Raw genomic sequence first — 12,864 nt, forward strand, 5'->3', positions numbered from 1 at the left:
TTATTATTTAGTAAAGGAAAATTTGCAATTAAAGGGCAATCCCTTTGTAGGCTTGAAATCAGTGGTGTTACACCAATTGTTTCAATGCAATTTCGAATGCCGTAGCACTGATATTAGTTTTAGAAGCATTTAAAGCGTGTGCTTTTTCTAAGGCTTTTCGGATGGTTTCAGAAGCATCTACGAAAATCGCTTCGTCGTTTAATTTAACTTTCTTCTCCATGAAATAAGCAAAAACACGTGCCATTCCGCAGTTGGAAATAAAGTCGGGAATCAAGCTAACTTTTGCATCTACGTGTTCCATAATTGGACCAAAGAAAATAGCTTTATCAGCAAAAGGAACATTGGCACCACATGAAATTACTTCAAGTCCTGCACCAATCATACTGTCTACTTGGTCTTGCGTTACCAAACGGGAAGCTGCACATGGAGCGAAAATTTCGGCACCCATTGTCCAGATTTCTCTGTTGATTTCGTCAAAAGGAATCATGTTTTGAGCAACCAATTTGTTTCCGTCTTTGTTTAAGAAGAACGCTTTGATTTCGTCAAAAGAGAAACCGTCTTGGTTGATAACACCACCATCACGGTCGATGATACCTACTACTTTTGCACCCATTTGTGCCAGATAATAAGCCGCTGCCGAACCTACATTTCCGAAACCTTGCACGATTGCTTTTTTCCCTTCTACAGAACCACCGTAAATATCGTAGTAATGACGAACGGCTTGAGCTACTCCGTAACCCGTAATCATGTCGGCTACGGTGTATTTTCGGGAAACATCTGGAGAGAAACTTGCGTTTTCTATTTCCTTCACCACACCTTGACGCAACTGCCCGATTCTATTGATTTTATCTGCTTCTGTTGGTTTGAAATGCCCGTTGAAAACGCCTTCTTGTGGATGCCAAACGCCGCATTCTTCGGTCATTGGGATTACTTCGTGAATTTCATCTACGTTTAAATCGCCACCGGTTCCGTAATAACTTTTTAATAAAGGAGAAACGGCTTTGTACCATCTTTCCAAAACGCCTTTTTTACGAGGGTCGTTTGGGTCGAAATTGATTCCTGATTTGGCTCCACCAATGGCTGGTCCAGCTACTGAGAATTTCACTTCCATGGTTTTGGCAAGCGAAAGTACTTCGTTCATGTCCAATCCTTTTCTCATTCGTGTTCCTCCACCTGCTGCACCACCTCTAAGTGAGTTGATTACTGTCCATCCTTCGGCTTCGGTTTCTTGGTCTCTCCAGTTGAAAACTATTTCTGGTTCTTTATTTTCAAATTTTTGTAGTAAGTCTTTCATTGTGTTGAATAATGTTTGTGTGTTGCAAATATAGAGAATTATTTTGCTTTGGGGATTTTAAGAGGGAAAGATGGAGGGATGGAAAGATGCGGTTGCATTAAATCGATTATTTTGCGGATTCGAAGTTAGATATTTCTTAAAGTTGGAGCTAAAGTGATGCTTCATTTCCTACTTCTTCTTATATTCACTTGGTTTTACTCAAAGTTGTTGAAGGAAAATAATATTAGACAGCATAATCCAGCCCTTTTGAATACCACAACATTTCTTATAGGAGTAAGTACTGATGCACTTTTATGATTTAACGATTAAAGTAAAAAACTACTATTTATAAACAACTTAAAAATATACTTATGAAAAATGTTTTAATTGGACTTCTCGTTGTTATTGCAATCGTAATGATATACATGGGTATTTCTGCACAAATGGCTCCACCGGCACTTACTGGAATGGGTTTTATAATTATCGCGTTATTGTTTTATAAAAAGAGTTGATAAAATCAGTTGGTCAAGTTTCACATCAAATTACTGAAACCTAATTTATCTGAAGTATAGCTGCTTTTGTAACCGCTGCGATGTTAGAACTTTTAAACAGAAGGCTTTTTCTTGTCCCACCAGATATATCCCACAAGCCCAACTCCGATAATAGCCATTGAAGTAATTGCGAATGTCAATCCTAAAATTGGGTTATCATAAAGTTCAGTGATATACAATCCAAAACCGTAATGGATTACTGTTGTTGGCACAAAAGCCAAACTAATTAAAATAGCCAGGTATTTTGGGTTAGCATATTTTGTCAATATGGAATGTATAATTGGTGCGATGTGAATTTCGGAAATTGCAAGAAACAGTAACGATACTAGATAAAACATTGTATGTTCGTCAGTAGGAACCTCTGGAATTAAAAATAACAGTCCCAATGATAGTACCCCGAAAATAAAACCAATCGTTAATTTAAAGAATTGACTGCTGTAGAAATAAGTCCATAGAACGATTGCAATCAAACTAACGGGTATCATAAAAATAGCATTGATAGATTGCCACGTTGTTTTTGAAATAGAAAGCGTTGACACATCAATTAATTGCATTTGCAAATCAAAAAATCGAATGTTTGCGATTTCGTAAATGCCCCAAAATAGCGCAACAACAAGCATGGCGATTGAAATCTTTACTATCCTTTTGTTTATTGGCAATTCACATTTGTCAATTGCATTCAGCGTTGGTTCTTTTGAAAAAAGTATAGGAACTATTGCCAGTAACATTAGTATTCCAGCTCCTATAAAACCTGTGTTATAACCAAATGAATCTCCTAAATATCCAATTAAGATAATCCCAAAGAAGGAACCTAAATTTATAGCAAGATAAAATATCGTAAACCCTGAATCTAGTAGTTTCGTTTTATTCAAGTACAACTTTCCAAAATTTGAAATGATGTTTGGTGTAAAAAATCCGCTACCTAAAACGATTAGAAATAGCCCTACATAAAGTCCTATTGTTGAAGGAAGGCATAAGGTAAAAGCTCCTATCGCTTGAAGGATGCCACCAATAATTACTGACTTTCGATTTCCGATAAGTAGGTCGCCAAATAATGCCCCGATGATTTGCGAAAAAACCAACGCCCCTACAAAGAAACCGTAAATACTAAAAGCTTCTGCATTGTCCATTTTCAGCACCTCGCCCGTCATATAGAGCACAACCAACGTTCTAAAACCATAAAAGGATGCTCTTTCAAACATTCTTGACAACCCATAGTAAAAAGTTTCTCTTGGGTGTTTCTGATTTTGAATTTTATCCATTTCGTTCTGCGGGTTGATGAATTTCTTGTAACATTTATTTTAAGCGTGTGTACGAAGTTACAAATTTCATTTAATTATTTTTGATTGTAAAACAGGCGAAGGGATTTAAATGTTAGCAGAGTAAAGTTAGACTGTTATGAAGCGGGGAATGGAGGGATGGAAAGATAGCGGGATTGAAAGAGTGACTTCATTATTATGGGTATGAAGTTAGAAACTTCGCACAGCTTGGTAGATTTTTTAATTGCGCTTCGAGTTCTCTCTTTTTATTTTCTGAATTTATTTCCAATTCATTCATATTTGTTTACACTTGTTGCTTTTCTTATTGCTAAAACCACAAAGATTAAAAACCAATTCCCAAATGAATAGAAAATTAAATTTGCGATTGAGTTTGAAAGATAAATTTCATAATCAGCACCATAAATTTTTTCCAACAACTTTTCAGTGACGAAAGAAGTTGTTATTAATGACAAAATAGAAAATATTAAAGAATACAAAACTTTTTCTGCAATTATAAAACTTTCTACTGATGAAAGGTAAATAAAAGTCATTATTAAGAAAATTGTAAATATACAATAATGCAATATTTTGTCAACACCACCTTTCTGAAAATGCGAAGCAACTATAAAAGACCAAATGATTAAAAATATTGAAATAAATATAATTCTGTTTTTCAATTCTTACCTTTTTAGGTTGACTTTTCTACGTTCCGCCAAACTGACGGCTAACTTATATACACCCGCTATAAAATAACGACTATACACCCAAAATAAGGTAAACTGTCGCTACTTTGTTTCCCTTTTTCGAATCGTAAATATATACAATTACCCCAATAAATCGCACATCATTCAATTGTAGCACTACAACTCCATCTCCCAACTCTCAACCAACCCATTTCTCAAGTTGCAACAGTAAAACAATCCCTATTATTGCCGTTGAAGGGGTACGACGGACTCAGCGATGGTGTTTGGACCCGTCGTACCCCTACGACGGACCCAGCGATGGCGTTTGGAGCTTTCGTACCCCTACGACGGGTTCAGCGATGGCGTTTGGCGGTTTCGTACCCCTACGACGGACTCAGCGATGGCGTTTGGGACTTTCGTACCCCTACGACGGGTTCCGCGATGGCGTTTGGCGGTTTCGTACCCCTTCAACGGGTTCAAAATGTCGGCTTTAAGTCAATAATTTATAAATTTAACAATTAAAATGAACTGGTGATGGGTATGTTTTGAGATATCCCCACGTCAAAACCCCAATGATTACGATACTTTTACTTCAAGAGCATAAAATTTAGCTGATTGTGATTTTGTTATTGTTTTTTTTATAAATTTGATAAACTCATTTAAACAATTGAAATATGAAACTGTATCCTATTCCTGTGAGCCGATTGCAAATTTTAGAATCGGGACAATTTATTACCAATTTAATTACTGATTATATTAAATCAGGTTTAAAGCCAGTTACAGATGCTGAATATAACAAGCAATATGAAGCGCTTACCACTTTATCAACCCCTTACAATGATGCTTTAAATCAAATTAAAGCTCAAAAAGAAACCGAAGAACTGATGAATCTCGATACGCTACGAGACCAAAGTTTAAGCACCATCCGAAGAGCGGTTAGTGTTTTTGAATTTTCTCGTGATCCGGCTGAAGTTTCTGCTTACAAAGAAGTGGTTATCATTTTAAGAAAATATGGCGATATTGAACGTGCCAATTATCCTGCTGAAACCTTAGGAATTGATAAAGTAGTTGCAGAAATTAGAGGTGCTAAAGACGACCCAATGGCTGTATTGCAGTTAAAAAATCATGTAGACCTCTTGGAACAAGACAATACTGCTTTTAAAGCTAAATTTGCCGACCGTTCTTCTGATGTGATTTCGACCGTTAGTTATGATGTAAAAACCATGCGAAAAGAAATTTTTGAAGTCTACACCACCCTTGCAGACTATGTTGCCTTAATGGCAAAAATTAAAAACGACCCGTATTTCCTCGACACCCTAAAAGTGTTTAATTACAGTAGAGAATATTTTGCCGATATCCTTGCCCGTCGCGAAGGCATCAACAAAAAGAACAGAGCTAATTCTTAATATTTATTTGAAGATTTTATAAACCACATTGCTTTTGAAGTGATGTGGTTTTTTTTTGTGGGGGTTTAGTTGTTTTTTGACTCGTCCAAATGACAAGCAATCGGGTAATTATGGAATGTTTGAGTGGGTATGAAGGTGGGAGATTTTGTACAGCTGAGTCTTTAGAGGCTTGGGCTGATGAGCGGGTTTTCGTGTAGTTGGAAACTTTATTTGGTCGCCATCAATTTTGTAAAGAATTTTTCTTTCTCTTTTTCGGTTATTAGCTTTTCATACGCTTCCAATAATCCAAAATGGTAAAGTCTTTCGTTCATCGTCATTCCACCGATTCCATCAATTGCAACATCTCTAAATTCTGACCAAACGCTGTACATATGCAGGTAATCAAAATTATTTTCAAGCCAAATATTTCCCAGGTATTTTTCAACCGAGCTTCTTAATTCAACAGCAGTCATTTCGTTTGTTTTCCATTCTTGGATATAATTGGCTAATCCTATAGCGTCCTTTTCAGAAGAGATTTTTTTGATGTTTAAAATTAGTTGGTCAAGGGACATGTTGTGTTATTATTTTTTGGTTGAATGGATTTTAATATCGGATTGGGTACGAAGTCGGGAGACTTCGCACAGCTAGACTACTTCTCATAATTTGAAGACGAATAAATTTCCCAAAGTCCATACAAAATAACCCACGAAGGAAGTAAAAATAAAAAAAGTTCACTTGGCTTTTCAATGCCCACATATACTATTAAACCGGCTATTATAACTCCTATAAAGATTGAAAAAACACCGAGAAGTACTTTTGCACCAATAAATTTGTCTTTACTGAGAAACTCTAGTATTGCAACATACAGCATTATTACACTTATTATAAAAAACAACATGCTTATCCAAATGTCTGATTTTATATCGTTAATTGCCGCGCCAATATATAATGCTATGAATAGTACGCGGGTTATAATCCAAAAGATTCGTGTTTTTAGGAAGAAGGTTTTCATGGGGTATAGGTATATAGGCTGTTATTTGTGTGGCATTAAACTACAATATCGAAATTATTTTATAATCAGGTTGATGTTTTCTTGTTTCGTAGTCGGGTTAGGAATAATGTATTTCATCAAGGAAAATGGGACATCGAATCTGTTCTTAACTATTAAAACTTCCGGGTTTTTGAGTTCTATTGTAAAGGTTCCGAATTCATTAATCTGGAATTCGTAACAGTATATTGCCTTTTGGTTGTTGATGTAGTCGCGAGGCTTCAATGTTTTTTCTTTTAAAGTTATGGTTTCTTTTGTTTCAGAATTATACAAGTGAATGTCTAACAAATCTAAATTTTCTAACGAAAAACCACCTGTAAAATAGACGCTGTACAATCCGTATCCTAACTTAAATTCTTTTTTTTTATCTGTAATTGGGAAAATAATCATGGCTGTTTTAAATATTGAATTAGGTTCTACTTTTTTCTTCAGTTGCTTGTGCGAGCGTCACGCTCGTACCCAGTTATTAGGGTGGATTATTTATTGTTTATTTTGTTGGCACGAGCGGGACGCTCGCGCTAGCGGGGGGGAGCAGTAATAGCAATACAAATATCTTTTCATGTGGATGTAAATATAGGTAAATCCTTAATAATTTAAATTAAATTTCAACGTACTAACGAATAAAGTGAAATTGTAATTTAAAATTAGGACTAAATCTGACTTTGTAAATATTACTAACTAGTGTGTTGAGAAATTTTTATATTACACCCCCAACCAAACACAAAACCAAGAAACTCCCCTAGCCCCGACTGGAGGGAACATCCTGCCCTTTTTCGGGGCAGATGTGGAAGGAAGGCGGGAATACGGAAACCTAAAAAGCCCGAGCCATTCGCTCCTTAATAATATAGCAATTGGTTCATACCTCGCAGTGACTCAAAAAAGATGCAATAGCAAAAGGAAAGGTTATGTAATTATGATTTTGTACATTTGCGTATATTTTTTTGATAATTTAAAACACACGATATTATGTTAAAAGGATTTTTTCATGTGCCTAAAGCGGTTAACGAGCCGGTAAAATCATATGCTCCAAACAGTCCGGAGAAAAAAGCGGTTTTGGAAGCGTATAAAAAGATGTGGAACGAGACGATTGATGTGCCAAACTACATTGGCAGCGAAGAAATTAGAACGGGAAACACTAGAAATATGTCGGCACCACACGACCACAAACATGTGGTAGGAACGTATCATTTGGCTGAGAAAAAGCATGTAGAGCAAGCAATTGCAAGTGCTCTTGAAGCTAAAGATGCTTGGGCAAACTTGGCTTGGGAACAACGTGCAGCTATCTTCTTGAAAGCAGCAGAATTGATTGCTGGTCCGTACCGTGCGAGAATTAACGCGGCTACAATGATTGCTCAATCTAAAACAATTTATCAAGCAGAAATTGATGCTTCCTGTGAGTTGATTGACTTTTTTCGTTTTAACGTGGAGTTCATGACTCAGATTTATAACGACCAACCAAAATCGGATTCTTCGGTTTGGAACCGTTTGGAATACCGTCCGTTGGAAGGGTTTGTATATGCAGTAACGCCTTTTAACTTTACAGCTATTGCAGCCAACTTGCCAGCGAGTGCGGCAATGATGGGGAATGTAGTGGTATGGAAACCGAGTGATAGCCAAGTGTTTTCGGCAAAAATTATCATTGATATTTTCAAAGAAGCAGGTGTTCCTGATGGCGTAATCAACGTGGTTTTTGGTGATGCTCAAATGGTAAGTGATACCGTTTATGCAAGTCCTGACTTTGCTGGAATTCACTTTACAGGTTCGACTCACGTGTTTAAAGATATTTTTAAACACATTGGAAACAACATTCACACGTACAAAACCTACCCAAGAATTGTAGGAGAAACAGGTGGAAAAGATTTTATTGTAGCACATCCTACAGCTAATGTGAAACAAGTGGTTACGGGAATTTCTCGTGGTGCATTTGAATTTCAGGGACAGAAATGTTCGGCAGCTTCGAGAGCTTATATTCCGCAAAGTATGTGGGCTGAAGCCAAAGAGTTGTTGATAAAAGATGTCAAATCGTTTAAAATGGGTTCGCCAGAAGATTTTGGCAACTTCATTACAGCGGTTATTCACGAAGGTTCGTTTGACAAACTAGCGAGTTTTATTGACCAAGCAAAGAAAGATACGGATGCAGAAATTATTGTGGGTGGAAATTACGACAAATCGAAAGGGTTCTTTATTGAGCCAACGGTTATCGTGACTACAAATCCAAAATATGCAACTATGGAAACCGAATTGTTCGGACCGGTTATGACAATCTACGTTTACGAAGATTCAAAATGGGCAGAAACATTGAAACTTGTCGACGAAACTTCTCCTTATGCCTTAACAGGAGCGATTTTTAGTGGCGACCGTTATGCCATTGCAGAAGCAACTGAGGCGTTGAAGAATGCAGCGGGTAACTTCTACATCAACGACAAACCTACGGGTGCGGTTGTGGGAATGCAACCTTTTGGTGGAGCAAGAGCTTCAGGAACGAATGACAAAGCGGGTTCTCCATTGAACTTGTTACGTTGGGTTTCGCCACGCACAATTAAAGAAACTTTTGTTACTGCAGAAGATTACAGATACCCGTTTTTAGGGGAATAGTCTTAGTTGTCAGTCGACGGTTGTCGGTTGACAGTTTTGAGCAATGTATAGAATAACCGAGTCATTAAGTTGGCTCGGTTTTTTTTTGTTGTGGTAAATAATAAATTATTATATTTGAATGAATTAAAAACGTATACTTATGAAAAAATCATTACTTATCTTATCCTTATTGGTTTTCTCTTTTTCAAATGGGCAATCGCCTATTGCGGCATTGAATGGTGTTTTGCCAATCACTAACCCACCTATTAGTTCTACTGACGGATTGGACAACAGACCTGACCACATTCGGTTAGCACCTGGAAGTTCTTTTGCAGAAAGTAATGCAGGCCCCGGTCAGGTTTGGAATTTAATGGGACTCACAGTATTGCCTAACTTATTTAGTTATTACAATACCGTTCCTACAGCGGCAGAATTGAGTGCATATCCTGGAACAACATTGGTTTGTACGGGTTATAATTCTGCTGATAATTTCATAGATAGTAAAAGTTATTTTTCAGGTACTTATACCATGAGTGGTCTGATTGGTTCGGGTGGTGTAACGGCTTATGCCGATAACGAAGTTTTACTAAATTATACTACAAACAACGTTGATTTGGGAACTTTTCCAAAAGTATACGGAACTACTACTTCGGATGCTGTTGCTGGAACATATATTTATGGTGATTATACTGGAGCATTTACAGGTACTTATACCACGTCTGTTGATGCTTCTGGAACGATGGAAGGTTCTGCTTTTGAACCTCCCTTTCCTGTTACTCGTTTTAAAACTGTGGAAAACTTACAGATAAGTTACCCCGGTTTTGGAGTTGTGGGCACATTTATACAAACTACTTACCGCTATTACAGAGCAAATGAGTTGTGGCCTTATGTGAAATCAACTAATCGAGTTATTACTATTGTTGCTTTAAGTATTGATAGTAATGTATCTCAAATAGAAAAATCTCCTGAAACATTTCTATTGTCTGTTCCAGAATCAGAATTTTCTAAAATGATTGCATTATACCCAAACCCTGCAACAAATACGATTAATGTTACTTTAAATGATTCGCAAAAACTGATTTCATTAACTGTTACAGACCAACTTGGTAAAACTATTTTAACGAAGAAAGAAAACACAACTCTTGATGTAAGTGGCTTGCAAAAAGGCGTATACTTTATGACTATTGTAACGGATGCAGGCTCTAGTGTGAAGAAGTTTGTGAAGAATTAAACCTCCACTTATTATTATAAAGATTAAACCGAGTCATTTAGTTGGCTCGGTTTTTTTTTGAACTACTGAATATCACAGAGGTTCGTCTTTCACTTTGTTCAAAATTATTTAGCGGTTCTTAAAATTTTATCCATCTTTCTACCTTTGGCTAATTCATCTACCAATTTGTCGAGGTATCGTACTTGTTTTGTAAGAAGGTTTTCAATTTCTTCAATTCTGTATCCACAAATTACCCCTTTAATTAGTGCTGCATTTGAATTTACTTGTGCTTCTTCAAAAAACGTTTCAAAAGTAACTTTGTGAAGAATCAATTCTTGAAGTTTCTGTTCATCAAATCCTGTCAGCCATTCGATTACTTGATGCAACTCCTCTTTTGTCCGGTTTTTATTCTCCACTTTGGTAACATAGTGTGGATATACTGAGGAAAAAGTCATTTTCGCAATTCGCTCGTTGTGTTCTGGTGTTGTTTTCATGTTTTTAATTAATTTGGTCTATACGTGATAAACTTCCCCACTCGAATGGTCCCTTTGTGCACCAGTAACGCTACTTAACACATTGATTTCTCCTCGCAGTTTCAATACACCTAAAAGAGCAAAAATCAACGCTTCCTTAAATTCTAAAATCTTTTTGTTAGGAATAATGATTTGCATTTCGGGTAGTTGTTTTTGCATTTGTTCTATCAAAAAATCATTATAAGCACCACCACCTGTTACCAACAACTTAGCGTTCTTATTAGATAATGCCTCTGCAATTTGAAACGCAACATGAAGGGTAAAGGTGTGCATCTTATCTTCTGTGGGTATCGAATACTTTTCTATTAATGGAAGTACTATTTCTTTGACAAACTCAAAACCCAAAGACTTTGGATAAGGCAAGACATAATATAGCAGGCTATTCAGCTCCTCAAAAAGGGGTTGATTGAAAGTGCCTGATTTAGCAATCGCTCCTTTGTCATCATAATCCAATCCCAACTGATTGGCATAAAAATTCAAAACAGTGTTTACTGCAGAAATATCAAAGGCGATTCGAGAATGATTTGCTTTGAAAGACACATTGGAAAACCCGCCTAAATTCAAACAATAATCGTATTCGGAGAATAAAACTGCATCACCAATAGGGACTAACGGAGCACCTTGTCCGCCAAGTTTTACATCTTGCACACGAAAATCACACACTATTTTTTGATTAATGAGTTTTGGTATTTCAGGCAAGTTCCCTATTTGCAAAGTAAAACCGTTTTGGGGCTGGTGCAAAATGGTATGTCCGTGCGAACAAACGGCATCGAGGTCTTCTATTTTATGTTTGCCAATAAAATCCTTAATAATTTCCGCCAACAGAAGCGTGTACTCTTTATTGAGCTGCACCAATTCAGCATCAGAAAACTGAACGGCATTTTTGAGTTTGTTGAACCATTGTAAAGGATAGGGAACGGTTTCTGTTTCAAGGATTTTAAAATGCCAACCTTTGGAATCTGTTGTAAAATGTATGTGTGCCAAATCGACTCCATCTAAAGAAGTGCCCGACATCACACCGATAACGTTGTAGAATTGCTTTAACATTGGCTAAAATTATAAAATTCAATTGAAAGTCTAACAATAAAAATTTATCTTTGCTGACAATTTTTCAACAGAACAGAACTTATATTTTCAATACTATGGATTTCAATCTAACAGAAGAACATTTAATGATCCAACAAGCGGCAAGAGATTTCGCTCAAGCCGAATTGCTTCCTGGAGTTATTGAACGCGATGAACACGCTAAATTTCCTACCGAACAAATCAAAATGATGGCCGAACTGGGCTTCATGGGTATGATGGTGGACCCAAAATACGGCGGTTCAGGATTAGACAGCGTTTCGTATATTTTGGCAATGACCGAAATATCTAAAGTAGATGCTTCTGCAGCAGTAGTCATGTCAGTAAACAACTCATTGGTTTGTGCTGGAATTGAAAAATATTGCAATGAAGAACAAAAACAAAAATACCTTATTCCACTTGCAAAAGGAGAAGTAATTGGTGCCTTTTGCTTGTCAGAGCCAGAAGCAGGAAGTGACGCGACTTCGCAGAAAACGACCGCAATTGACAAAGGTGATTATTACCTAATGAACGGTACTAAAAACTGGATCACGAATGGGAACACAGCTTCAACCTATATCGTGATTGCTCAAACGGATATTGAGAAAGGACACAAAGGAATCAATGCCTTTATCGTAGAACGAAGTTATCCAGGTTTTGAAGTAGGTGTAAAAGAGAAAAAGATGGGAATTCGCGGTAGCGACACGCATTCATTGATGTTTACAGACGTGAAAGTTCCTAAAGAAAATAGAATTGGAGAAGACGGATTTGGTTTCAACTTCGCAATGGCAGTATTAAACGGTGGTCGAATTGGGATTGCATCTCAAGCTTTAGGAATTGCAACGGGTGCTTATGAATTGGCTTTGAAATATTCGCAAGAGCGTAAAGCTTTTGGTAAAGAAATTTTCAAACACCAAGCAATTGCTTTCAAACTTGCTGATATGGCGACTCAAATTATGGCTGCGAAAATGCTAGTGCTAAAAGCAGCTTGCGAAAGAGACGAAGGTAAAGATATCTCTCAATCTGGAGCGATGGCAAAACTTTTTGCTTCTCAAACCGCGATGGATACTACGATTGAAGCAGTTCAAATTCACGGTGGAAACGGTTATGTTTCTGAATATCATGTAGAGCGAATGATGCGTGATGCAAAAATCACTCAAATTTATGAAGGAACTTCTGAAATTCAACGCATCGTGATTTCAAGAACGTTGGTGAATTAATTCAACTACTATCTATATTTAAAAAAGGCCCGAAACAAATAATTTCGGGCCTTTTTTATTCTAATA

Annotated in this window: 13 protein-coding genes; 6 read left to right on the top strand and 7 right to left on the bottom strand. The window is 36.9% G+C overall.

Annotated features, from left to right (window positions below):
• Nucleotides 1-67: 67 nt before the first annotated feature.
• Nucleotides 68-1,294: a Glu/Leu/Phe/Val dehydrogenase dimerization domain-containing protein gene (locus tag ACQ5J2_RS01565; RefSeq protein WP_432671936.1), complete on the bottom strand. Its 1,227-nt coding sequence runs from the start codon at nt 1,292-1,294 to the stop codon at nt 68-70.
• A 350-nt stretch (nt 1,295-1,644) separates the two neighbouring features.
• Here ACQ5J2_RS01565 and ACQ5J2_RS01570 point away from each other — a divergent pair, with 350 nt between their 5' ends.
• On the top strand, nt 1,645-1,785 hold the full coding sequence (locus ACQ5J2_RS01570) for a hypothetical protein (RefSeq protein WP_432671937.1): 141 nt from the start codon (nt 1,645-1,647) through the stop codon (nt 1,783-1,785).
• Between the two features lie 92 nt (nt 1,786-1,877).
• Here the strand turns inward: ACQ5J2_RS01570 and ACQ5J2_RS01575 are convergent, their stop codons facing one another.
• Nucleotides 1,878-3,086, bottom strand: coding sequence for an MFS transporter (locus tag ACQ5J2_RS01575; RefSeq protein WP_432671938.1), 1,209 nt, complete (start codon nt 3,084-3,086; stop codon nt 1,878-1,880).
• A gap of 287 nt (nt 3,087-3,373) precedes the next feature.
• Nucleotides 3,374-3,760 carry a hypothetical protein gene (locus ACQ5J2_RS01580; RefSeq protein WP_432671939.1) on the bottom strand — a complete coding sequence of 129 codons (387 nt, stop codon included), beginning with the start codon at nt 3,758-3,760 and terminating at the stop codon, nt 3,374-3,376.
• 252 nt (nt 3,761-4,012) lie between these two features.
• Here ACQ5J2_RS01580 and ACQ5J2_RS01585 point away from each other — a divergent pair, with 252 nt between their 5' ends.
• Both ACQ5J2_RS01585 and ACQ5J2_RS01590 read left to right on the top strand, forming a co-directional pair.
• Nucleotides 4,013-4,288, top strand: coding sequence for a hypothetical protein (locus tag ACQ5J2_RS01585; protein ID WP_432671940.1), 276 nt, complete (start codon nt 4,013-4,015; stop codon nt 4,286-4,288).
• Nucleotides 4,289-4,440: 152 nt separating this feature from the next.
• A complete protein-coding gene (locus tag ACQ5J2_RS01590) occupies nt 4,441-5,172 on the top strand; it encodes a DUF6261 family protein (protein WP_432671941.1) in 732 nt (243 codons plus the stop codon).
• 206 nt (nt 5,173-5,378) lie between these two features.
• Here the strand turns inward: ACQ5J2_RS01590 and ACQ5J2_RS01595 are convergent, their stop codons facing one another.
• Both ACQ5J2_RS01595 and ACQ5J2_RS01600 read right to left on the bottom strand, forming a co-directional pair.
• Entirely contained in the window at nt 5,379-5,723 is a 345-nt protein-coding gene (locus ACQ5J2_RS01595; protein ID WP_432671942.1) for a hypothetical protein, read from the bottom strand.
• A 494-nt stretch (nt 5,724-6,217) separates the two neighbouring features.
• Nucleotides 6,218-6,589 (bottom strand): hypothetical protein, encoded by a 372-nt coding sequence (locus tag ACQ5J2_RS01600; protein WP_432671943.1) that lies wholly within the window; start codon nt 6,587-6,589, stop codon nt 6,218-6,220.
• Between the two features lie 576 nt (nt 6,590-7,165).
• Between ACQ5J2_RS01600 and pruA the strand changes: the two genes are divergently transcribed.
• On the top strand, nt 7,166-8,794 hold the full coding sequence (gene pruA, locus ACQ5J2_RS01605) for an L-glutamate gamma-semialdehyde dehydrogenase (protein ID WP_432671944.1): 1,629 nt from the start codon (nt 7,166-7,168) through the stop codon (nt 8,792-8,794).
• 139 nt (nt 8,795-8,933) lie between these two features.
• A complete protein-coding gene (locus ACQ5J2_RS01610) occupies nt 8,934-10,004 on the top strand; it encodes a T9SS type A sorting domain-containing protein (protein ID WP_432671945.1) in 1,071 nt (356 codons plus the stop codon).
• Between the two features lie 104 nt (nt 10,005-10,108).
• Here ACQ5J2_RS01610 and ACQ5J2_RS01615 read toward each other — a convergent pair whose 3' ends face one another.
• Nucleotides 10,109-10,477, bottom strand: a complete 369-nt coding sequence (locus ACQ5J2_RS01615) for a DUF2200 domain-containing protein (RefSeq protein WP_432671946.1) — start codon at nt 10,475-10,477, stop codon at nt 10,109-10,111.
• An 18-nt stretch (nt 10,478-10,495) separates the two neighbouring features.
• Nucleotides 10,496-11,563 (bottom strand): anhydro-N-acetylmuramic acid kinase, encoded by a 1,068-nt coding sequence (locus ACQ5J2_RS01620; RefSeq protein ID WP_432671947.1) that lies wholly within the window; start codon nt 11,561-11,563, stop codon nt 10,496-10,498.
• Nucleotides 11,564-11,658: 95 nt separating this feature from the next.
• On the opposite strand from ACQ5J2_RS01620, the gene ACQ5J2_RS01625 reads away from it, so the two are divergent.
• Entirely contained in the window at nt 11,659-12,798 is a 1,140-nt protein-coding gene (locus tag ACQ5J2_RS01625; RefSeq protein WP_432671948.1) for an acyl-CoA dehydrogenase, read from the top strand.
• Nucleotides 12,799-12,864: the final 66 nt, after the last annotated feature.

This window comes from Flavobacterium sp. SM2513, assembly GCF_050908145.1.
Taxonomy (GTDB): Bacteria; Bacteroidota; Bacteroidia; order Flavobacteriales; family Flavobacteriaceae; genus Flavobacterium.

Excerpts from the sequence above, each read along its gene's own strand:
- ACQ5J2_RS01610 (WP_432671945.1), top strand. The coding sequence starts at position 8,934 with ATGAAAAAATCATTACTTATCTTATCCTTATTGGTTTTCTCTTTTTCA.
- pruA (WP_432671944.1), top strand. The coding sequence starts at position 7,166 with ATGTTAAAAGGATTTTTTCATGTGCCTAAAGCGGTTAACGAGCCGGTA.
- ACQ5J2_RS01595 (WP_432671942.1), bottom strand. The coding sequence starts at position 5,723 with ATGTCCCTTGACCAACTAATTTTAAACATCAAAAAAATCTCTTCTGAA.
- ACQ5J2_RS01565 (WP_432671936.1), bottom strand. The coding sequence starts at position 1,294 with ATGAAAGACTTACTACAAAAATTTGAAAATAAAGAACCAGAAATAGTT.
- ACQ5J2_RS01570 (WP_432671937.1), top strand. The coding sequence starts at position 1,645 with ATGAAAAATGTTTTAATTGGACTTCTCGTTGTTATTGCAATCGTAATG.
- ACQ5J2_RS01590 (WP_432671941.1), top strand. The coding sequence starts at position 4,441 with ATGAAACTGTATCCTATTCCTGTGAGCCGATTGCAAATTTTAGAATCG.
- ACQ5J2_RS01615 (WP_432671946.1), bottom strand. The coding sequence starts at position 10,477 with ATGAAAACAACACCAGAACACAACGAGCGAATTGCGAAAATGACTTTT.
- ACQ5J2_RS01620 (WP_432671947.1), bottom strand. The coding sequence starts at position 11,563 with ATGTTAAAGCAATTCTACAACGTTATCGGTGTGATGTCGGGCACTTCT.
- ACQ5J2_RS01575 (WP_432671938.1), bottom strand. The coding sequence starts at position 3,086 with ATGGATAAAATTCAAAATCAGAAACACCCAAGAGAAACTTTTTACTAT.
- ACQ5J2_RS01600 (WP_432671943.1), bottom strand. The coding sequence starts at position 6,589 with ATGATTATTTTCCCAATTACAGATAAAAAAAAAGAATTTAAGTTAGGA.
- ACQ5J2_RS01625 (WP_432671948.1), top strand. The coding sequence starts at position 11,659 with ATGGATTTCAATCTAACAGAAGAACATTTAATGATCCAACAAGCGGCA.